General features: G+C 38.5%; 24 protein-coding genes. 7 read left to right on the forward strand and 17 right to left on the reverse strand.

What is annotated here, in order from left to right; translation table 11 throughout:
* The first annotated feature begins 72 nt into the window (after positions 1–72).
* The 3 genes from ytrH to NC797_RS05660 all read left to right on the forward strand — a co-directional run bounded on the left by ytrH (position 73) and on the right by NC797_RS05660 (position 1,302).
* Positions 73–405, forward strand: coding sequence for a sporulation membrane protein YtrH (gene ytrH, locus NC797_RS05650; RefSeq protein ID WP_272435779.1), 333 nt, complete (start codon positions 73–75; stop codon positions 403–405).
* Entirely contained in the window at positions 378–896 is a 519-nt protein-coding gene (ytrI, locus tag NC797_RS05655; RefSeq protein WP_272435781.1) for a sporulation membrane protein YtrI, read from the forward strand. The genes ytrH and ytrI overlap by 28 nt, the downstream gene beginning before the upstream one ends.
* Before the next feature lie 211 nt (positions 897–1,107).
* Positions 1,108–1,302 (forward strand): hypothetical protein, encoded by a 195-nt coding sequence (locus tag NC797_RS05660; RefSeq protein WP_272435783.1) that lies wholly within the window; start codon positions 1,108–1,110, stop codon positions 1,300–1,302.
* Between the two features lie 78 nt (positions 1,303–1,380).
* Here NC797_RS05660 and NC797_RS05665 read toward each other — a convergent pair whose 3' ends face one another.
* Complete coding sequence (locus tag NC797_RS05665; protein WP_272435784.1) at positions 1,381–2,337, reverse strand: DHH family phosphoesterase; 957 nt, start codon at positions 2,335–2,337, stop codon at positions 1,381–1,383.
* 114 nt (positions 2,338–2,451) lie between these two features.
* Here NC797_RS05665 and NC797_RS05670 point away from each other — a divergent pair, with 114 nt between their 5' ends.
* Positions 2,452–2,739 (forward strand): YtpI family protein, encoded by a 288-nt coding sequence (locus tag NC797_RS05670; protein WP_272435785.1) that lies wholly within the window; start codon positions 2,452–2,454, stop codon positions 2,737–2,739.
* 39 nt (positions 2,740–2,778) lie between these two features.
* Here NC797_RS05670 and NC797_RS05675 read toward each other — a convergent pair whose 3' ends face one another.
* From NC797_RS05675 to NC797_RS05710, 8 genes are all read right to left on the reverse strand, one after another.
* The gene (locus NC797_RS05675; RefSeq protein ID WP_272435836.1) at positions 2,779–4,092 is read right to left on the reverse strand and encodes a DRTGG domain-containing protein; all 1,314 of its coding nucleotides are present in this window, start codon (positions 4,090–4,092) and stop codon (positions 2,779–2,781) included.
* A gap of 74 nt (positions 4,093–4,166) precedes the next feature.
* Positions 4,167–4,394, reverse strand: coding sequence for a hypothetical protein (locus tag NC797_RS05680; RefSeq protein ID WP_272435786.1), 228 nt, complete (start codon positions 4,392–4,394; stop codon positions 4,167–4,169).
* A 157-nt stretch (positions 4,395–4,551) separates the two neighbouring features.
* Positions 4,552–5,232 carry a metal-dependent hydrolase gene (locus NC797_RS05685; RefSeq protein WP_272435837.1) on the reverse strand — a complete coding sequence of 227 codons (681 nt, stop codon included), beginning with the start codon at positions 5,230–5,232 and terminating at the stop codon, positions 4,552–4,554.
* Between the two features lie 126 nt (positions 5,233–5,358).
* Positions 5,359–6,909, reverse strand: coding sequence for a polyamine aminopropyltransferase (locus tag NC797_RS05690; protein WP_272435788.1), 1,551 nt, complete (start codon positions 6,907–6,909; stop codon positions 5,359–5,361).
* A gap of 88 nt (positions 6,910–6,997) precedes the next feature.
* Positions 6,998–7,393, reverse strand: coding sequence for a DUF350 domain-containing protein (locus tag NC797_RS05695; RefSeq protein WP_272435790.1), 396 nt, complete (start codon positions 7,391–7,393; stop codon positions 6,998–7,000).
* 18 nt (positions 7,394–7,411) lie between these two features.
* Positions 7,412–8,095: a DUF4247 domain-containing protein gene (locus tag NC797_RS05700; protein ID WP_272435791.1), complete on the reverse strand. Its 684-nt coding sequence runs from the start codon at positions 8,093–8,095 to the stop codon at positions 7,412–7,414.
* 227 nt (positions 8,096–8,322) lie between these two features.
* Entirely contained in the window at positions 8,323–8,994 is a 672-nt protein-coding gene (locus NC797_RS05705; protein WP_272435793.1) for a PspA/IM30 family protein, read from the reverse strand.
* Positions 8,995–9,522, reverse strand: a complete 528-nt coding sequence (locus NC797_RS05710) for a DUF4178 domain-containing protein (RefSeq protein WP_272435795.1) — start codon at positions 9,520–9,522, stop codon at positions 8,995–8,997. It lies immediately after the preceding gene.
* 139 nt (positions 9,523–9,661) lie between these two features.
* Between NC797_RS05710 and NC797_RS05715 the strand changes: the two genes are divergently transcribed.
* On the forward strand, positions 9,662–10,759 hold the full coding sequence (locus tag NC797_RS05715) for a M24 family metallopeptidase (RefSeq protein ID WP_272435796.1): 1,098 nt from the start codon (positions 9,662–9,664) through the stop codon (positions 10,757–10,759).
* 82 nt (positions 10,760–10,841) lie between these two features.
* Here the strand turns inward: NC797_RS05715 and ald are convergent, their stop codons facing one another.
* Together ald and NC797_RS05725 are read right to left on the reverse strand one after the other, a co-directional pair.
* Entirely contained in the window at positions 10,842–11,960 is a 1,119-nt protein-coding gene (gene ald, locus NC797_RS05720; protein ID WP_272435797.1) for an alanine dehydrogenase, read from the reverse strand.
* Between the two features lie 150 nt (positions 11,961–12,110).
* Complete coding sequence (locus NC797_RS05725; RefSeq protein WP_272435798.1) at positions 12,111–12,869, reverse strand: SDR family oxidoreductase; 759 nt, start codon at positions 12,867–12,869, stop codon at positions 12,111–12,113.
* 301 nt (positions 12,870–13,170) lie between these two features.
* Here NC797_RS05725 and NC797_RS05730 point away from each other — a divergent pair, with 301 nt between their 5' ends.
* Positions 13,171–13,608: a universal stress protein gene (locus tag NC797_RS05730; RefSeq protein WP_272435799.1), complete on the forward strand. Its 438-nt coding sequence runs from the start codon at positions 13,171–13,173 to the stop codon at positions 13,606–13,608.
* Between the two features lie 196 nt (positions 13,609–13,804).
* Here the strand turns inward: NC797_RS05730 and NC797_RS05735 are convergent, their stop codons facing one another.
* From NC797_RS05735 to NC797_RS05760, 6 genes are all read right to left on the reverse strand, one after another.
* Entirely contained in the window at positions 13,805–14,317 is a 513-nt protein-coding gene (locus NC797_RS05735) for a MogA/MoaB family molybdenum cofactor biosynthesis protein (protein WP_272435800.1), read from the reverse strand.
* Between the two features lie 9 nt (positions 14,318–14,326).
* Complete coding sequence (locus NC797_RS05740; RefSeq protein ID WP_272435801.1) at positions 14,327–15,148, reverse strand: EcsC family protein; 822 nt, start codon at positions 15,146–15,148, stop codon at positions 14,327–14,329.
* A 106-nt stretch (positions 15,149–15,254) separates the two neighbouring features.
* On the reverse strand, positions 15,255–16,460 hold the full coding sequence (locus tag NC797_RS05745) for an acetate kinase (protein WP_272435802.1): 1,206 nt from the start codon (positions 16,458–16,460) through the stop codon (positions 15,255–15,257).
* A gap of 488 nt (positions 16,461–16,948) precedes the next feature.
* Positions 16,949–17,941 carry a class I SAM-dependent methyltransferase gene (locus tag NC797_RS05750; RefSeq protein WP_272435803.1) on the reverse strand — a complete coding sequence of 331 codons (993 nt, stop codon included), beginning with the start codon at positions 17,939–17,941 and terminating at the stop codon, positions 16,949–16,951.
* Between the two features lie 138 nt (positions 17,942–18,079).
* Positions 18,080–18,589 carry a GerW family sporulation protein gene (gene ytfJ / locus NC797_RS05755; RefSeq protein ID WP_272435804.1) on the reverse strand — a complete coding sequence of 170 codons (510 nt, stop codon included), beginning with the start codon at positions 18,587–18,589 and terminating at the stop codon, positions 18,080–18,082.
* Between the two features lie 16 nt (positions 18,590–18,605).
* Positions 18,606–19,235, reverse strand: a complete 630-nt coding sequence (locus tag NC797_RS05760) for a DUF2953 domain-containing protein (RefSeq protein WP_272435805.1) — start codon at positions 19,233–19,235, stop codon at positions 18,606–18,608.
* A gap of 170 nt (positions 19,236–19,405) precedes the next feature.
* Between NC797_RS05760 and NC797_RS05765 the strand changes: the two genes are divergently transcribed.
* Complete coding sequence (locus NC797_RS05765; protein WP_272435806.1) at positions 19,406–20,206, forward strand: NAD kinase; 801 nt, start codon at positions 19,406–19,408, stop codon at positions 20,204–20,206.
* Position 20,207: the final 1 nt, after the last annotated feature.

Raw genomic sequence — 20,207 nt, forward strand, 5'->3', positions numbered from 1 at the left:
GGAATAGAGAAAGATCGGCGGATTTTACTTATTCACATGAAAAATCTAATCGTTTTAAAGGAGTCGTCATAGATGGAAGAACGTTTTTTCTCCTCCATGATTCAGATTTATTTTATCGCTTTGGGTGTAATCGTGGGTGGATCACTCATTGGCAGTATTGGCTCATTTGCCGCAGGGGAACCCCCATTGACGATGATGAGTCGTATTGCCAAAGGCCTGCGAATTTGGGCTATTGTTGCTGCAATCGGAGGCACATTCGACGCAATCTCTAACTTCGAGCGAGGCATATATGATGGTTCTACGATGGATTTGATTAAGCAAATTTTATACATTTTATCTGCCATGGGTGGTGTTCAAACTGCACTGATGGTGATTGAATGGATGACACAGGAGAGTATCGACTAATGCATATCCCGCCATTATTTAAAAAAGCCAGCTGGCAACGGTTTCTTGCTGGTATGTTTATTGGAGCAATTGTCGCTTTTCTCGTTTTCGTTTATATGTACGGCTCATTGTATGAAATGTGGGTGGAGGAACGGGTAAAATTGGAGAGTAAAATTGATGATTTAGAAATATTAGTAGAGGATACAAAGGAAAAAGATAAAGAAACGAAAAGCCAATTACAGATAAAAGAAATTGATATTTTAATTGAGGATGATAAAAGATTGAAGCTAGATGATTTAATCAAATATCAATTACGAGAAATGGTAAAAGGGGAGCTCAAGGATGTAGTTGGAAAAAACACTAGCACGGTTGCAGAAAATTATCAGTTGCTTATTTCAACGATTGAAAATAAAAGGTATGCAATTGATGACTTCTCGTACAAACTGGAAGTCAAAATGTTAGCCATTGCACCAAAGCTTCGTGTCATCGTAAGTGTAGGTCTTTCAAGCTAGAAACATGAGATCTTTAACATTGACAGCTGTCTCAGAATAGGCATCCTAGTCTACAAATAGTGAACGTTTAATGAAATTTCTGAAAAACGGTGACAAGACAGGCCTCTTTTATATAAAATAGAATTAGTACATGAGGATGTTGCTCAGGTAAGTCGTCTTTATTCGTTTGCTTGTTGAACGCGCACTATATTGGTTAAAGGGGTGGATGATCATGCTAATTATGAATCGACGGTTAGTCGAGGATAAAGTCAATACCCTGTTAGAAGGCTACTCTGCCTATGCTGAGACACAAGAAATCATTCGACTAATCAAAAGAGACATCGCAAAACATAATATTTCGGTCGTGTGTGATGAAACGGAAAGCGGTTGTTGGTTTATACCGCAATCCGAGATACAAAGCACCTAGTGCCACTTACCTGAATGGGTTTGGGTTTCCTTCTAAAGGAAGCTTTTTTTTATCTTTAAATGGCTTTAGGATTTTCCTTTATTTCACTTTCTTTTTGAAAGCAGCACAGACCATTTCTAGATCCTCTTTTACTTGCTCTGTTTCTTCCCATGAATACACTGACGCACCAGCAGCCATTGGATGGCCGCCACCATTATATTTAGCAGCAATTTCATTAATAACAGGGCCTTTTGAGCGAATCCGAACCCTTATTAAGTCTTCCTCTTCCACAAAAAACACCCACGTATAAACCCCATCAATATCTCCAAGAATCCCTACAAGCTGTCCTGTTTCCATAGGAGTCATTTGATGTTCTTGCAAAATTTCTTTTGTCAGTTTAACTGCACTAACACCATTTGCCGTTATCTCAAAGTTTTGCAAAACATAGCCTTTGAGTTTTGCTACATGTGGCTTCGTATTATAAAGCCCTTCATATAATGCTGAACGATCAAAATCAAACGTAACAAGGTCTGAGGCATATTGGAAAGTCTTGTTTGTTGTACTTGGAAACAAAAACCGACCAGTATCTCCAACAATCCCACCATAAATTAATCTTGCAGCTTCATCTGGACAAGTAAGTCCTTTATCTTTGCCAAACAGATATAATTCAAAAATCATTTCACTCGTTGAACTTGCCTCTGTATCAACCCAAGCAATATCTCCATATGGATCAACATTTGGGTGGTGATCAATTTTTATTACTTCTTTCCCTTTGTTATAACGTTGGTCTGAGATACGTGCTTGGTTTGCTGTATCACATATAATGACTAAAGCATTTTCGTACTCAGCATCCTGAATGTCATCCATTACTGCTAAAAAAGAAAATGCTGGGTCTTCTTCCCCTACGACAAACACTTTTTTCTCTGGAAATGAACTTTTAATTATTTTCGCTAAACCAACTTGTGATCCGTAAGCATCTGGATCTGGTCTCACATGGCGATGAATAATAACGGTTTCGTTTGCCTTTATTTTTGCTATGATATTCGTTTTAGTCATGGCTTTGCTCCTTCTATAAGAGGTTGTTCTGCTATTGTATTATATTTCTGGTAAAAATTCGAAAAACAAGCTACAATGAATGCAGTTAAAAATTTGATTAAAGGTAGGTTTCGTATGGTTATCTTTCCGATTATTATTGTCATTTCACTCGTATTATACATCTATTATAAAGTTGCTATTATCCGAACAAGCGAAGAACTTAATCAACATTATTATAATGCAAAAGCACGACTTTTTCTTGGATCCTTTGTTTTATTCTTCGGCATCAATCAATATTTCTTCTACGAAACGACACTCTCACTATTTATCGGAATTATATTCCTTATTGTAGGCGGGCTACAAATGATCGCTGGGTTTAAAAGGACTCGGTTTTATGGAAACCAACTAGAAAAAACAAGTTAGATTGAACCCCCTTGCATAGGTGCAAGGGGGTTCATGATTTTAACGATCGATTAATTGTGCCATCAGCAACGCTTTTCCAACTAGCGTTCGATCATTAAACACTTCCACATCTACCTTGGCAAACTTACGCCCAACTTCAAGAATTCGCGGTCTAACTTCAAGTTTACTTTCCAACTGAACGGGCTTAATAAAGTAAATCGAAATATTTTCAACAACAAGGTCACCTTTTTTATAGTGGCGCAGTAGTCTGCTGCTTGATTCCGTAACAATGGATGTAAAAACCCCATAAGATAAAGTTCCGAGCTGATTGGTCATCTGTGGCGTGATCTCTGCATGATATATTGTCTTGTTATTACTTTCTTCCCCTATTTCAAGACGACTCGAAACAATATCGTCTATCGTTTCCCCGATTTGAGGCTGTCGTTGAATATACTGCAATGCTTTCAATACATCTTGTCGTGAGATTAATCCAGTAAGTTTGTGGTGAGTGTCCACAACAGGCATGATTTCGATTCCTTCCCAAACCATCATATGTGCGGCATAGGCCAACGACGTTTTCGTTTGAACCGTCATTGGATTCTTGGTCATCACCTTTTCAATTAGGCTTGATTTTTCTTTTCCAATCACATCTTTAGAAGTAACCATCCCAGTAACCCTATTATTCTCATCGACAACAGGGTATCGACTATGTGTTGTTTCTTCGTTAAATTGATACCATCTTTCTAATCGATCCTTCGCTTTTAAGTAATAAGCGTCTTCAAATGGTGTATAAATATCGCCGACTAACACAATTTCCTTTTTAATCAATTGATCATAAATTGCTCGGTTTATCATGGCCGCTACGGTAAATGTATCATAGCTTGTCGACATAATCGGCAGCTCTTTTTCATCGGCTAGTTTTTTTACGTGTTCCTCTGTATCAAAACCTCCTGTAATTAAAACAGCAGCTCCAGCTTGAATTGCTAGCTCATGAGCTTTTATTCGATTCCCTACAATTAATAAAGAATCCTTCTCTGTGTATCGCATCATGGCGTCGAGCTTCATCGCTCCAATAACAAATCGATTTAACGTCTTATAAAGTCCTTCTCTTCCCCCAAGTACTTGTCCGTCCACAATACTGATTACTTCGGCAAAGGTAAGTCGCTCAAAATTTTCCTTTTGCTTTCGTTCAATTCGAATCGTACCAACGCGTTCTATCGTACTTACTAATCCTTCGTTTTCAGCTTCTTTGATCGCTCGATAAGCGGTTCCTTCACTTACATTTAATTCCTTAGCAATTTGCCTGACAGAAATTTTGTTTCCAACTGAAAGTGATTCAATGAATGATAGAATTTGCTCATGTTTTGTTCCCAACCTGTTCACCATTCTTTCCATCTGTACTAGTCCGTTTCACTTAATTGTTATTATACAGATGAATAGGGATGGCTTCAATTGTTTCCGACTTGAACAGGTTGCTTTTTTTCCTGTTCCATTACAGGTGGCTTCGTCATCTTTAACAGTGTAGCGAAATTGGCTCCTACTACTAATAATAAAAACACGAGCCATCCAGCCCAAAAAATAGATGATAATTGTGTCATCTGACCATTAATGGAAGGCCAAGCAACATATAGAAAAAAGCCAGCTAAAAGTATACGTAGTAGCGCATATTGTTTCATCGATGATCTCCCCTTTACATTCAAATGTTTATTTTTCATTTTATGCTTCTATTTTAGGAAACATGTTTTTAATAAGTGATAATGCGGATTCTACTCGTGACTATTCCTATACCATATAAAAAGGAGCACCAATTGAGTGCTCCCTGCTATATCTATCTTAGAGTTCGAAGCCTTCCCCAGGCTTTAACGCTATTCCCTTCCCTGGTGTCACTTTTTCTGCAAATGCATCCCCATCCTGTTCAATTAATGGGAATGTATTGTAATGGATTGGCACAACCGTTTTGGCCTTGATCCACTCTGCTGCAACCAATGCATCTTCTGGTCCCATCGTGAAATTATCCCCGATTGGAATGAAAGCAAGATCAATATTGTTTCGTTCCCCGATTAATTTCAAATCAGAGAATAGTCCTGTGTCTCCTACATGATAAATCGTCTTACCTTCTGCACTAAACAGGATTCCAGCTGGCATGCCTGTGTAATGACTAACTCCATCTTCATCAACAAAGGCAGAACCATGAAAGGCTTGAGTAAGTTTTACTTTTCCAAACTCAAACGTATGGGCACCGCCAATGTGCATAGGGTGTGTATTTAACCCCCTCGACGCCAGGTAGTTGGCAAGCTCATTTGGTGCTACTACTAATGCCTCGTTACGCTTAGCGATTGAAATCGTATCGCCAACATGATCATTATGTCCATGGGTAAGTAAAATGACGTCTGCATCTACCTTACCTGCATCCAGATCGCTTTTGTCATTTCCAGTAATGAATGGATCGATAAGAATGGTATGGTTTGACGTTTTAATCTGGACTGCGGATTGTCCATGAAAAGATACTTGCATCATTAACACTCTCCTCTTAAATTCTCAGTTTTCTACCCTCTATAACTATTACTAAAAAAAGAGTCAAAATTCCTTTACCCACTTTAACGATTTTCTAAAAGTCCGTTATCAAACTCCAACTACCCTCTAGTAGTATTTCCACGAACTTTCATATAATTGAATTAAACGTGGATCAATCAATGTGTTTGGCGAAAGCTCGATTACTTCCCCGTCATCATTTCGAATCGTACTATCTTCATCCTTGCCAAATTCCGTCAGACCTAAAAGCATTTCTTCCGTTAAAAAACGAGTTGGAACGTCTACTTCCATCTCCGACACTTGTATCGGTTGTCGACTTGCCATCACGAACCCCCAATTCCCAAAGCTTGGGACATCAACATGAAAATTTTCAATTTCTAATCCTGTGGAGGCAATCGTTTTGGAGATCGTCCAATAAACAGACGTGGCAAAAACAGGGCTTGTTGCCTGCACCATCATTGCACCATCTGGCTTCAAATGATTACGAGCTAATGAATAAAATTCCTTCGTATACAGCTTGTTTAAACTTTCATTGTTTGGGTCTGGTAGATCTACAATAATAACATCGTACCAATCATCCGTATTCTCTAAAAAATTAAATGCATCCTGATTCAGTACACGTATTTTTTCGTTTTGCAACGAACCTTCATTTAATTGAAGGATCTTATAATTGGAGTTGGCCAGGCTTACTACCGCAGGATCGAGGTCGACTAATGTAACATTTTCCACTTCTTCATGCTTCAATACTTCTTTCGCAGCAATCCCATCTCCCCCACCTAAAATGAGAACGTTTTTAGGATTCCTTGCCTGTGCCATGACAGGATGAACCAACACTTCATGGTATCGATATTCATCAATAGAACTAAACTGCAAGCCTCCATTTAGGTAAAGTCTCGTATCCCCTTGATTTTGGGTCACAACAATTTTTTGATATTTACTTTCTTCCATATAAATGATTGGATCTTGATAGAGTTTTTGTTCAAAACTAAATGCCATTTCTTCTCCAAAAAGAAGCCCAATGATCAAAAGAATGCCTATCACTATACCAATCAAAAAATGAATTCCTTTTCGTTTTATCTCCTGTCGGAAAAACCAAAGTATAAGAAGAGCAACGGTTAAATTAATCAACCCTACAAAAAAGGCCGTTTTTACCATACCTAATTGTGGCCGTAAAAAAAATACAAACAGTAGTCCGCCAATCAATCCACCAGCATAGTCCGAAAAAAGAACCCGTGCTGTGCTTCTGTGCAGCGAAACACCAATTTCGTTTGCCTTGCGTATGAGTATCGGAAGCTCGACACCAGTAAGGGCACCGATCACAAAAGTAATCATATACAAAAACAATGCATCGGTTCCTGCCGGGGAAAAAGCTGTAATTCCAAACATAGTAAAGCTTGAAAAACCCCCAATAAGGGCGACAAGAAATTCAATGTACACAAAAGCAATGACAAGGTTTTTCATCACTTTCTCGCTAAGACTAGCCCCAACACCCATCCCAGTTAAAAACAACGATATCGTAAGCGTGTATTGCTTTACACCATCCCCTAAAATATAGGAACCAAGTGCACCAAACAGAACCTCAAATATAATACCACATATGGAAACAATCCCAGATGCCCAGTAAATAAACATACTTTGTTTAACCGAATCCTGCTTCATTTTCCCTCACTCCGATATAAAAAATCATGTGAAAAGAAAAGGTCTGACCTTTGGCACGAAGGTCAGACCTTTTCTTTCTACAACACTTCTATGTAATCGATGCGCCAATTACAAAAGCTAATCCAATAGAAACAGTCATGGATACGATTCCTACTGCAACATTGTTTTCTTTTATTTTTTCTTCTACAGAGTATTTGGTAGTAAGTGCTTCAAACAAGTAATATGCGATCATCTGTAGAACTACGCCATAAGCACCCCAAATAAGTGTTTCCCAAATGACGACACTGTTGTACACTGCAAAAGCTAAAATAATACAGATCCCTATTATTTTACCACCAACGGATAAGGCAACCGCAGTGTTACCTTCACCAATTTCTTCCCAGTCTTTGTACTTTGTTGTGATCTGTTCAAAAATAATAAGTCCGATTAGCACAATGATAATGGCAATCGCAAAATAAAGAAATGTAGCAATAAATGGTCCCATACTAAAAAACCTCCCTATTTATTTTCCTGCACTCGGGCCGCCGCCTCGGAAACTGGACATCCCTCTTTTCGATGTAGTTCCTCCCGAATAATTTCTTCCATTCGTATATCCTCCATAACAGGCTCCATTTCGACATTGATCAGCCCGATTCTGGGCCCAATTATTCCTGTCAAGCATACGATTCAGCAGCATAAAGGTAAAAAATGTATTCAGATAGTTAGGTGAGTAATTATTTCGGACAAACTGATCACTTGCTACTTCCATTAGAACGGTATTTGAAGCGATGTCGCTTTGTTTGAACGTAACAAACGTATTTGGATATATTAAGATTTGTTGGTTATCCTTTAACTCACTTTTTTCATCTGGTTCTACAACCGATGTGATTGTTTCCACTAACTCGGAGACCGTAAACCGTTGTGTAGCATAAACTTTTGCATTTTCATTATCACTCGAAACAACATCTAACAGAAAAAAGTTATCCTGTATTATTCCTTCTATATCATTACCATTTGCTTTCTTTATCTTTTGGGAAATCTCCTCTTTGGTTGGTTCTTCAGGAATGGCTTCATCGATATCTTCTTGTGAAGAAAAAGGAGTACCGTTTTCTGGTGAACCTGTTAATTCTGAAAAAGAGGCAGGTCCACAACCAGCCAGTATACCTATACCTAGAAGGGTGAGTGTGCCAAAAAGCCATTTTTTCATATAGTGAAATGCCTCCCTTCTGTATTTATTATGAGCCGTCGTGGGCAAGAAGATGCGCCACTTATCATTTGGTAACTTTTTGAACAACCTTTTATACGAAAACGAGCGATTTTAGTCTATTTTTTTATCTTGTAAAAAAGGCAAAGGTAAACCCTTGGGATTGCTTAACAAAAGGTTTACCTGATGCATCTTGTTTCACATCTACTCTTGGTGCTTTGCCTAACTTATTATTCTTTTCCTAGCTTCTTTTTCAATGCTGCTAGTTCATCGTCAACCCCATCTTTTTTGTCCATTTCTTCAAACTCATCATCAAGGGATCGACTAGAAGAAGACATATCCTCACTCGTCTCTGCTTCTGCTTCAAACTGTAATACTTTTTCTTCCATTCGCTCAAACCCTTGTTTTGATTCGTCGTTCCCAACAGAGGACATGGTTCGATTCATTTTTGTTCTGGTTTTCGCTGATTCCGCACGTGCTTTTAGCGAATCCTTCTTTAACTTCATTTCACGATATTCATTTTTCATTTCGTCTAGTTTCTCACGAAGGTTTGTTGCATCACTTTTAGCCCTGTCCCAAGATTCTTTCAAAACAGTTGCTTGTTGTTCGTGATCCTTTTTATCTTGAAGTGCACGACGAGCTAGATCTTCATCCCCAGCATCAATTGCTTTTTCAGCTTGCTTTTGTCGTTTATCAACAATTGATTGTGCATCCTCATACTTTCGTTTTAACATTTTTTCATTTGCAATCTGTTTCGCAACTGCCCCTTCTACATCGCGCATATCCTCAGCCATATCTCTCATGTATTGATCCAGCATTTTAACAGGATCTTCTGCCTTATCGAGCATTGTATTTAATTCCGCACCAACAACCGTTTTTACCCGTTTAAATAATTTAAACATTTACATTTCCTCCTCTATTTCTTTTGAACCTGCAATAATCTTTATTTCATAGGCTTCGATCGGATATCCGTAGCTAACCTCGATCTCATTCCCCCATGATTCCACACTTAAAAAGTGCTCTTCTTCGTTATCACCGTATTCAGCATATTGAATCGTCTGACCATTTATATTTCTGCTTCGTCCTTCACCTACAACACTAGCTTCACCTTGTTCATCTAAATCATAAGTTTTGTCTTGATAAGTCAGTTGCTTTGGAAATGGAGAAGTTACCGATAAATTAATTTTTTCATACATGCCCAATTCCAATTCATCATCCATTTCTGCGGAGAGCCAGATCGTATCATGCCCTTCTAACAATTGATAGCCAAACCACTCATACCCATGAGACCGGTACGTTATTTTTCCAACCACCTCATATTCGACTAGATCGTACGTGACAATGTCACCAACCTCAATTGTCAGTGGAGTACGTTCCTTTACCGGTGCCTGACTTTGTTTCTTATTAAATAGTTTGTCAAAAATACCCAAATTCTTCCACCTCACCTTTGGATCAACCCTACATTTATATGTACGATTACCGCATCTAATAGGTTTCAAAAATTTTTGCAGTCAATGAAGAATCACTTTGTTATACTAAGTATACTATACTTTATAAGGTGGGGAAACCATGGAAACTCGAATCAATAAGCTCTTACACATGTTAAAAGAAAAAAACGTAGATAGTTTGTTTTTAACATCGAAGGCTAATATCTTCTATTTAAGCAATTACTATACGGAACCACACGAGCGACTAGTAGCAATTTATCTAGACCAAAAGGATGATCCCCTTCTCATCTTACCCGCAATGGAAAAACAAGATGCGGTGCAAGCTGGTTGGAAAGGCGCTCTGCTTCCTTACACAGATGACGAAAACCCGTGGAAACTGTTTTCAAACTACATAAAACAATTAAAGAGAAAACCAAAATCCCTTGCTATTGAAAAGGATCACCTTACCGTTGATCGTTATGAAAGCATCAAAGGTGTCCTCCCTTCTACAGAACTCATCGAGGGGAAGGAGCTAGTTTCAGATCTGCGTCTTATAAAAGACAAAGAGGAGATGGATACACTGAAGCATGCTGCTAAGCTTGCTGATTACGGGATAAAGGTCGGTGTTGATGCACTGCAAGTAGGAAAACGCGAACTCGACGTGATCGCTGAGATTGAGTATGCACTTAAAAAAGAAGGCGTAAGAGAAATGTCTTTTTCTACTATGGTTCTCGCTGGCAAAAATACAGCATCACCACACGGCACACCTGGACTAAACAAAATCAAAGCAGGAGATCTTGTTTTATTCGATTTAGGTGTAGTCTATAATGGGTATTGTTCTGATATTACGAGAACAATAGCCTATCAAGAGATTAATCCAGAGCAAGAAAAAATATACCAAGCCGTTTTACGAGGTCAAGAAAAGGCGATTGAAGCCGCACAGCTCGGAAAAACGGTTGGTACTTTAGATCAAGCCGCTAGACATTACATTTCGGCTGCAGGATATGGGGAATATTTCACACACCGAATTGGACACGGAATCGGAATTGATGTACACGAATATCCTTCTTTAACTAGTGAAAACAATTTGACCCTTCAATCAGGCATGTCCTTTACAATTGAACCAGGTATTTATGTCCCTAATGTTGGTGGTGTACGTATTGAGGACGAGATTGTCATGACAGAGGAAGGAGCAGAGTTGCTTACCACGTATCCAAAAGAGCTTCAAGTGATCGAGTAATCTTAAAAAGGGGAAACGACAGTCATTACGATCCATCGTTCCCCTTTTTTTTAGGATGTTAAAAATCCTTGTGTCTTTGTAGTTAACTGTTTAATCGTTCTTCAGCACTGGCATAGTCAAGCTGATGGGATTCTGCTACCGCTTTATAGGTAACATATCCATCCAATGTGTTAATCCCTTTTAGTAGTGCAGAATTATCTAGACATGCTTGTTGATAGCCTTTGTTTGCAAGCTGCAATGCATACGGAACCGTAACATTTGTAAGACCGATTGTTGAAGTTCTTGGGACTGCTCCCGGCATGTTCGCTACTGCATAATGGAGTACCCCATGCTTCACATAGGTTGGATTGTCATGAGTGGTAATTCTGTCTGTCGTTTCAAAAATGCCACCTTGATCAATGGCTACATCAACAATGACCGAACCATCTTTCATCGATTTCACCATATCCTCGGTAACAAGTTTTGGTGCTTTTGCTCCTGGAATAAGCACGGCTCCTATAACAAGGTCTGACTCTGATAAGGCATCCGCGATATTTAATGGATTGGACATAAACGTATTGATCGATGATCCAAAAATATCATCCAATTGCCGTAACCGTTCAGGATTCAAGTCCATAATTGTAACGTCTGCACCTAGCCCAGCCGCAATCTTAGCTGCGTTTGTTCCGACAACACCACCACCAATTACCGTAACTTTCCCTCTTTTCACACCAGGAATTCCTGCTAGTAAAATTCCTTTTCCACCCTTTGATTTTTCCAAGAACTGTGCACCAATTTGAGATGCCATTCGTCCTGCAACCTCACTCATAGGGGTCAGTAATGGTAACGATCCATTTTGTAATTGAACAGTTTCATAGGCAATGCCTACTACTTTTTTATCAATTAAAGCTTTTGTTAGTGCTGGTTCAGCAGCTAAATGTAAATATGTAAAAAGGATAAGGCCTTCGTAAAAGTAATCATATTCTTCTGATAGTGGCTCTTTTACTTTCATTACCATTTCTTGCTGCCATGCTTCTTTTGCAGTTGAAACGATCTCCGCACCTGCTAAAATATATTGCTCATCCGTGAAACCAGAACCTAGCCCTGCTTCTGTTTCTACAAATACGTGATGACCTGCATGCTTAAGTGAAATTACCCCTGCTGGTGTCATTGCAACACGATTTTCATTGTTTTTTATTTCCTTTGGTACGCCGATTTTCAACTTCATAACCTCCAATAAAATAACTTGTTATAAGTGCGTGTTCAAAAAGTCGCAGCTTATCATTTGGTGACTTTTTGAACAACCTTTAAAATAGAACAAACATAATGAAAGCATTTTCATTGTATCAAAGTTCCTATTATGTGTACAGATTTAACGGTATCGATGAATAACGTCTAGCCCCCCAGTTATTTCAAAAACAGAACCAGTAATCATATCTGAGTCGTCCTCACATAAAAATAACACTGTCCGAGCAATATCTGCCCCAGTTCCTGACCTTCCAATTGGCGTTTCTTTATTCGGAATAAGACGACTTTCATTAATGGACGCTTCTTTCATTTCACCTACAATATTTCCTGGACAAACCATATTGGAGGTTATTCCATATTCCGCTTCCTCATAGGCAATCGTTTTCGTTAACGAAACTAATCCTACCTTAGCCGCTGCAAAGGCAGACCGATAAAGCCAACCAGCTGCTGTATGAGCTCCTTGGAATCCATAGGTTATCACTCGACCGAAACGATTATTTCGCATATGTGGGATCGTCAGCTTCAGTAAATGAAAAAAAGAATCCAGATTCCCTCTGATCATGTCATCCCATTCTTGTTGAGTATAATCCATTAATTTTTTCCTATCAAAAATAAAGGGTCCTGCATTATTAATTAAATAATCAATACCACCAAATTTAGCAACGGCCTGTTGTACTAAACTCTCTAAATCTTCCGGTATGGTTACATCTGCTTGAATCAATTGAACATTGTTTTTGTAAGATGAAAATGCTGTGAGCAGTTCTTCTGCCTTTTTTACATCACTGCGATACGATACCGTGACATTGTGACCTTTTTCAAGAAACGCTTCCGTTACTTTTTTTCCCAACCCTTTTGTACCAGCAGTTATTAACGCATGTCCCATCACTACCCCTCCTAGGGCAATTCTCTGTTACATTCTAACTTTATCATCTTACAGGATAATCCCTATAATTTCTAATGAGAAGTTTTATTAGTGAAAGCGAACTCGTTTCAGCAAGCTGAAACATCGGTGAATCAGATGGAGTCTCGACTCCATCTGATTGGAAATTCCCACCTACGCTTCGCTTAGAGGTAGGGATCTAAAACCCTAAAACATTTAAAGATAAATGATTCTTTACATAGCAATTAGATGTTATAATATAATTACAGTAAACGCTTTCATAATATGTGGAAGGGGTGGGGAAATGGAATTTGAATATAAGGTAATAGTAGTTGCATTAGATGGGTCAAAGGCCTCTGAGCTCGCTTTTGACAAAGCACTCGACATCGCCAAGCGTAACAATGCCAAGCTAATTCTATCCCATGTTATTGACACAAGAACCTTCGCTACTGTAGAGGCATATGATCGAACCCTTGCACTTCGATCAGAGCGACACGCCGAAGAATTACTGCGCCACTATCAACAAAAAGCCCAGTCGGTCGGTATTACAGAAGTAGAATTAAATATAGAATACGGATCACCGAAAATCAAAATTGCCAAAGACATCGCACCTAACCATGGGGCGGATCTAATCATATGTGGTGCGACTGGATTGAATGCAGTGGAACGCTTTTTGATTGGCAGTGTATCAGAAAGCATCACCCGCTATGCTTCGTGTGATGTGCTCGTCGTTCGAGGCTAAACACAAATTTAAGAGACAAGCGTTCTTCAGCTTGTCTCCCATGTGCGTGTTCAAAAAGTCGGCAAATTAGAAGCAAGCAGGTCGAGGCAGCGTAGTTTTGAGTAGCGGAGTGTATGGTTTCAGATACATGAGCAACGGAAAAACAAGCTAACGAAGAGATGCGCCGCTTATCATTTGGTGACTTTTTGAACAACCTCTACATGTCTTTTTTTAATTCTCGAACAATGTGGGGAAGTTCAGGAACAATGAGACGATCCATTGCTAGGATGACCGCGCCACTCGAACCAGGTGTTGAAAAAATAGCGGTATCGCCTGCTACACCTGCAACAGCTCTTGACAACATTGCCGCTGCACCAATATCTTCGGTGTAACTTAACATACGAAACAATTCACCAAAACCAACCAGTTCTTTGTCAAACAGTCGTTGAACTGTTTCGATCGTTACATCCCTTTTCGCTATTCCCGTTCCCCCATTTGTTAGTACTATATTAATTTCGGGATCCTGTATTCCTTTTTGAACAGCTTGATAGATGGCATTCCTTTCATCCTTCACGATTTCATAAGCTGCCACCTCGTGTCCAACAGCAATCATCTTCTCCTTCATCAGTTGTCCGCTTTTATCTGTTTCCATCGATCTTGTATCACTGATCGTTATAATTTTACAACGGACATCCCAGCGTGCTTCTCTTTTATGTTCCTCTACTGACATTTTCCTCTCTTACCTTCTTTCTTCTGTTAAAAACCTTTTTTGATAAAATCGAAGTGTAAATTCTCCAACTTGATATGTTAACTGATCATTTAAATAAGCACTAACACCCACCCTTATGAATGGAAAACGTGAAGTCTTTTTATTTCTTAGTCTGATTAGGAATAGATTTTTCACGATTTGTCTCAATGGTTGATGCATCGACCTTACATTAGTGGTATGTTCATCGCCTTCATACATATACCCATGATGATTTAATGTAAGTTCATCTTGTAAGGAAGCCCATGCCTCTGATTGAAGCCGTTTAGGGAGACTAGCAGCATGAAACACTTTTAGGGCAATCATCATTTCATAAGGCTTTCGCATCTCATAACCAAAAGTAGAACCAATTACATAAACAAGTCGAAGGTTGATTAAAATCGCAAGTGGCAAATCTAGTCCTACGAACGAAATACGACCTGTACCAGTCAATCCTCCTTGGATAATTGAAATCCATCTATTACTCGAAATTTGATCCTTTGCAATATAGGTCAACTGGTCGATCGACAATTGTTTCATATCTTCAACCGACCGAATGTCCGTATTAAAAATTTTGCCCGTTTGCAGGACATTTTCTACCGCATGCTTACCTAGTGGTACATTTTGCAGTAATGCATGGGTGTGAAAAAGCCATTGATCAATATGTTGAAAAAAAGTTTCTTGATCTTTTATAGGTATAAGGTGAAATAGGTCCTCTGTCCATTTTTCGAATAATCGTATGCGCTCATTTGTTTGGACGTTTTTTTGTTCTTTTTCCCAATCTCGTATTTGTTGTTCTATCTCCTCTCGACTCACAATACTTCCCTCCATGTTACTTGTTCTTCATTAGCCTCATTATACTAAAATTAAGCATAAAAGAACCAATGTGATATTCAACATTGGTTTTTAATGTGTTGCAAGATTAATGATTCATAACATGTTGTGTCAATCGTACGGTGTCCCTCGCAATCATGACTTCCTCATTTGTTGGGATGACGATTACCTTTACTGGCGAGTGTGGATAATTAATAAAGGTTTCTTTACCACGAATACTGTTCAAGGCAGGATCCCAATATACACCCATAAACTCAAGCCCTTTTAATACACGAGCACGAATTTCTGAACTGTTTTCACCCACGCCTGCAGTAAAAATGATGGCGTCTATTCCATGCATCCGAGCAGCATAGGAACCGATATATTTGTGTATTCGAGATGCGAAAACTTCAAGAGCAAGTTGAGCGCGTTTATCCTGATCCGAAGCCTTTTCCTCAATATCTCTTAAATCGCTGGAAAAACCAGAAAGTGCCAGCATTCCGCTTTCTTTATTTAGGACGTTCATTACTTCAGCAGCTGTTTTTCCTGTTTTGTCCATAATATAAGGAATTAAGGCAGGATCAATATTGCCTGAACGTGTACCCATTGTCACTCCTGCAAGCGGTGTAAAGCCCATAGAAGTGTCAATTGATTGTCCATGTTCAATTGCAGCAATGCTTGCTCCATTTCCCAGGTGGCAAGAAAGGAGCCTGAGCTGATCAAGCGGGACACCGATAAGCTCTGCCGCTCTCTGGGAAACATATTTATGTGATGTGCCATGAAACCCATATTTTCGAATACCATATTTTTTGTAGTATTCATACGGTAAGCTGTATAAATAGGACTGTTCTGGCATTGTTTGATGAAATGCCGTATCAAAAACGGCAACTGCTGGTACATTTGGTAAGATACTTCTAAATGCTCTTATTCCCGTCAAATTGGCAGGGTTGTGCAATGGAGCAAGATCCGATACGTCTTCTATATTTTTAATTACCTCATCGGTTATTTGTACAGAATCACTAAAACGTTCGCCGCCATGAACAACCCGGTGTCCAATCGCATCAATTTCCTCTAATGATTGGATAATCCCTGATGTAGTCAATTTGTCTAATAACACTTTGACAGCTTGCTCATGATCTGTTATATCACCCATGTCTTTATATTTTTCTCCATTTATTTCTATGCTGAAAATGGAATCATTTAATCCTATTCGCTCGACTAATCCTTTCGTTAATACCGTTTCCTCTGGCATGGTGATCAATTGAAATTTTAAAGAAGAACTACCTGCGTTTATTGCTAAAATTTTACTACTCACGATCATTCAACCCCCATAATTAGGTTTGTGATTCATTGCGCCATACATATTAAAACACCAGCCCAATAGGTTTGCAAGGATAACTAGCGATGACAACGCTTCCTAATTTAAAGTCTTTATTTTCTCATTATTTTACTTGAAATAAAGGCTTCGCAAAGTTGCGAAGCCCCTATTAAGTGCGTGTTCAAAAAGTCGGCAAATTAGAAGGTCGACTAATGTCGCCACGTCCTGTGGCAACGTCGACACTAGCACGTCCTGTGCGTCGCAAGCAGGTCGAGGCGGCGCTGTTTTGAGTAACGGAGCGAAAGCTTGTTGCTTCGAAAGCATTACCTCGCACGAAGAAAAAGTGTTCTTCTTTTTCTAAGGATATGCTTTTAATACGTGAGTAACGGAAAAACAAGCCAACGAAGAGATGCGCAGCTTATCATTTGGTGACTTTTTGAACCTCCTCTATAACATATAATTTAGTGTCTACCTCTTTTGATTATTTACTCATCATTGCCATTCTCTGACTGGAACCATTGATTTATTTTGTCCAACATTTTATTCATCGCAACGGGATTTTTAAAAGATGGAAGCTGTGCCATTAAGGCTTCTTTTGGAGCATTTGTAGCCCGTCCTTTTTTCTGAAGGATAAAAATACTCTTTGCATTTTTTTCTAGTTTAAACATGCTTAAAGGTAGCTGTAATAACCCAATAACGTGAGCATGCTTGTGTAAGAATCTATTTAATTGACTAGACTGTTCACTTTCAAAAAGGAAGTTTGGAATGACAAAAACGAGATACCCTCCCTCTTTCGCATATTTAATACCTTGTTCTATAAATAAATGATGGGAATAGGAATGACCTTCCTCTGCCTTTAGTTCATACTGACTTGCTTGAACATCATCTGGATAATAACCAACTGGCAGGTCTGACACTACTAGATCAACTGGTTCTAACAAAAACGGGCGTAAACTATCCTGATGGAAGTATTCAATATCAAGCTGCTGAACGTTTGCATTCATAAGAGCTAATTGAATTAGAGTGGGGTCTACTTCACTGCCATAAGCCTGCTTATTTCCTGATAATCGATTTACTACTGCTGTAAGCAAATTTCCCGTCCCACACGCTGGGTCAAATAGCCGAACATGATCGTTTTTGCCGATTAGTTTTTCCGACAGATAACCGATAAACATTGCAACAGTGTCAGGGGTTATTAAATGCTGTTGCTGGGTTGCATCCTTCATTCCTTTTAATGTTGCAAGCTGGATCGTTTTCCTTAACACTTCTTTTTCGTATTGGAAAATATTCAATTCCTTTGCTTTTTTCTCCAACTGTTGCTTTAATAGATCATTTTGTTCCTCCAAAGTTTCCTTACCCATCATATATGATAGTGTGATACTGAGACTATCAAGGTATGGAACATTCATTTGTTGTTGGATTAATTCAGTCGTTTTATCTAACCATTGAAATGCTGTTTCTACTTTTGTTTGTTCCACGATTTCTTGCCTCCGTTTGTTGGTATGTATTATTATGTAAGGGCTATGACTATACATTTGAATTTCCGATTGATGGCATTAAAAAACTGCCTTTTTATTAGTATGAAGGCAGTTCTTTAGGTTGTCTACTATTTACTTTTATTCTTCATCTTCATCCTCTTCATCTTCCTGATGTGCATCTTGCTCTTTCTTTTTTTCTTTTTTCTTCGGCTTGTCTTTTTTCTTATCTTTGTTTCCTTTTTCTAATGTGGTACCTTTTAATAGATCTTGGATTTTTTCAACCGCTTGTGGTGCAAGATCTAGCAACCGCTCATACAAATGCGTATTCTCATCCAAGTGTACCATTTGGACACCTTTATCGTTGACAATTAAAAAAGCGATCGGCGTAATGGAGACGCCTCCACCACTTCCACCACCAAAAGGATAAAAGCTTTCCGAATCACCTTCAGAATCACTTCCACTTTGGCTTTGACTTGGATTAAACTCACTCCCACCTGCTGCAAAACCAAAACCTACTTTAGATACGGGAATAATAACACTTCCATCTGGTGATTCAATGGGGTCTCCTACAATGGTATTAACATCGATCATGTCTTTTAGATTTTCCATTGCTGTAGTCATTAAACCTTGAATTGGATGTTCGCTCATTTCGCTTCCTCCTCGGTTAAACCTTATTTTTCTTCCACTCTGTAGAATATTGTTTTCGTCTCCTTAACAAATACATGAATGCGTATATAGTTTGTCCGAGGCGTACGGATAGCATACATGTTAATTCCGTTTTTGCGTACTTGGACTGAAAAAGTGGTGTAACGATAAGAATCGGGCGATTTACAACGGTTGTATACGAATGGAGTATGCCAGTGATTCCCCCCTTCATCGTCCAAACACCCCCACACACCATTCCAGTCGAACCTGCATTCCCTGTACCTATTTTCGACTTCCAGGAAAATTGGTTAATATGTATTTTTTTGATGAACGGTAGAAAAAGTGGTTTCATCTCAAATATTTCAAGAATTTTATTTTTAATAGACTTTATCTTGTTAAAGATTGCTTCAACACTGTTTATTTCTTGTTCGCGTTCAGGTATATTTTGTGTCGTTTTTTCAATTTCCGACCACATTTCATCATTCAAGTCAATGGTTTTATGGATCATGGGTATTTTCCAAAGATGTATTTTAATCACAAGCTTGTTCTCATTATCTTCATATATATAATGAATCGTCACATAGACTCGAAATAATAAAATCATAATAAGTAAAAATAGAAAGATAAGAGTAAAATAAATCCAACCCATACAACCACCACCTTTTAAACTTTTTGAACAAGTACTTTTAAATTAGTATTTTCACTATTTTATTAGATTAAACTAAAAACCTTGCAGTTCGTTTTAGGCTAGGATTCCTTGTCAAATAGTGCTAATATGAAAGGAGATATTGCAATAGGATGTTAGGAGGATTTTACATCATGAATTCGCGAAGTAATTTATACTTTTATTACCCAAAAGAAAAAGAGCTCGAACAAAAACTAGAGCCACTATTTGACCTTGCAATTGAAAATGGATTTCAAATTGTAGAAGAGGACAAGGATGCTAATATTATTATTAGTGTTGGTGGCGACGGAGCATTTTTACAGGCTATTCGAAAAACTGGATTTAGGCAGGACTGCTTATACACTGGTATAACTCGTGCAAATGAAACTGGCTTATATTGCGACTTTAATTTAGATAACTTTGATGAAATGGTTCAATCGATGATTAATGAAGAGCTCGAGGTTCGCCGTTTTCCATTGATCGACGTACTTATAAATAATGAAACACTTTTTCATTGTTTGAATGAAGCTAGTATTCGTTCTGCTATCATAAAGACGATTGTTATGGAAGTTTACATTGATGATATGCATTTTGAAACTTTTCGTGGTGACGGATTAATTGTCGCTACGCCAACAGGGAGCACAGGCTACAACAAATCGTTAAATGGGGCTGTACTAGATCCCAAAACACCCTGTTTTCAAGTGAGCGAATTGGCATCCTTGAACAGTAATCGTTATCGAACGTTAGGGTCTTCTTTCGTCTTGGACAAGGAACGCAAGCTCACACTGGAATTCGTGCAGGACGGAAATGACTATCCAATTATTGGTCTTGACAATGAAGCTTACTCGATAAGAAATGTAAAGGACTTAACCGTTACACTAAGTGAAAAAATGATTAAAACAGTAAAACTAAAAAATAATTCTTATTGGAATCGTGTAAAGCGCACATTTCTGTAAA

The sequence above is a fragment of the Terrihalobacillus insolitus genome (genome assembly GCF_028416575.1).
Lineage (GTDB): Bacteria > Bacillota > Bacilli > Bacillales > Amphibacillaceae > Terrihalobacillus > Terrihalobacillus insolitus.

Bases quoted from the DNA above. Each gene is read 5' to 3' on its own strand.
- NC797_RS05685 (WP_272435837.1), bottom strand. From the start codon at position 5,232: ATGCAAGTATCTTTTCATGGACAATCCGCAGTCCAGATTAAAACGTCA.
- ytfJ (WP_272435804.1), bottom strand. From the start codon at position 18,589: ATGAGCGAACATCCAATTCAAGGTTTAATGACTACAGCAATGGAAAAT.
- NC797_RS05705 (WP_272435793.1), bottom strand. From the start codon at position 8,994: ATGTTTAAATTATTTAAACGGGTAAAAACGGTTGTTGGTGCGGAATTA.
- NC797_RS05730 (WP_272435799.1), top strand. From the start codon at position 13,171: ATGGAATTTGAATATAAGGTAATAGTAGTTGCATTAGATGGGTCAAAG.
- NC797_RS05680 (WP_272435786.1), bottom strand. From the start codon at position 4,394: ATGAAACAATATGCGCTACTACGTATACTTTTAGCTGGCTTTTTTCTA.
- NC797_RS05735 (WP_272435800.1), bottom strand. From the start codon at position 14,317: ATGTCAGTAGAGGAACATAAAAGAGAAGCACGCTGGGATGTCCGTTGT.
- ytrI (WP_272435781.1), top strand. From the start codon at position 378: ATGGATGACACAGGAGAGTATCGACTAATGCATATCCCGCCATTATTT.
- NC797_RS05665 (WP_272435784.1), bottom strand. From the start codon at position 2,337: ATGACTAAAACGAATATCATAGCAAAAATAAAGGCAAACGAAACCGTT.
- NC797_RS05765 (WP_272435806.1), top strand. From the start codon at position 19,406: ATGAATTCGCGAAGTAATTTATACTTTTATTACCCAAAAGAAAAAGAG.
- NC797_RS05660 (WP_272435783.1), top strand. From the start codon at position 1,108: ATGCTAATTATGAATCGACGGTTAGTCGAGGATAAAGTCAATACCCTG.
- NC797_RS05670 (WP_272435785.1), top strand. From the start codon at position 2,452: ATGGTTATCTTTCCGATTATTATTGTCATTTCACTCGTATTATACATC.
- NC797_RS05690 (WP_272435788.1), bottom strand. From the start codon at position 6,909: ATGAAGCAGGATTCGGTTAAACAAAGTATGTTTATTTACTGGGCATCT.
- NC797_RS05760 (WP_272435805.1), bottom strand. From the start codon at position 19,235: ATGGGTTGGATTTATTTTACTCTTATCTTTCTATTTTTACTTATTATG.
- ytrH (WP_272435779.1), top strand. From the start codon at position 73: ATGGAAGAACGTTTTTTCTCCTCCATGATTCAGATTTATTTTATCGCT.
- NC797_RS05715 (WP_272435796.1), top strand. From the start codon at position 9,662: ATGGAAACTCGAATCAATAAGCTCTTACACATGTTAAAAGAAAAAAAC.
- NC797_RS05725 (WP_272435798.1), bottom strand. From the start codon at position 12,869: ATGGGACATGCGTTAATAACTGCTGGTACAAAAGGGTTGGGAAAAAAA.
- NC797_RS05695 (WP_272435790.1), bottom strand. From the start codon at position 7,393: ATGGGACCATTTATTGCTACATTTCTTTATTTTGCGATTGCCATTATC.
- NC797_RS05700 (WP_272435791.1), bottom strand. From the start codon at position 8,095: ATGAAAAAATGGCTTTTTGGCACACTCACCCTTCTAGGTATAGGTATA.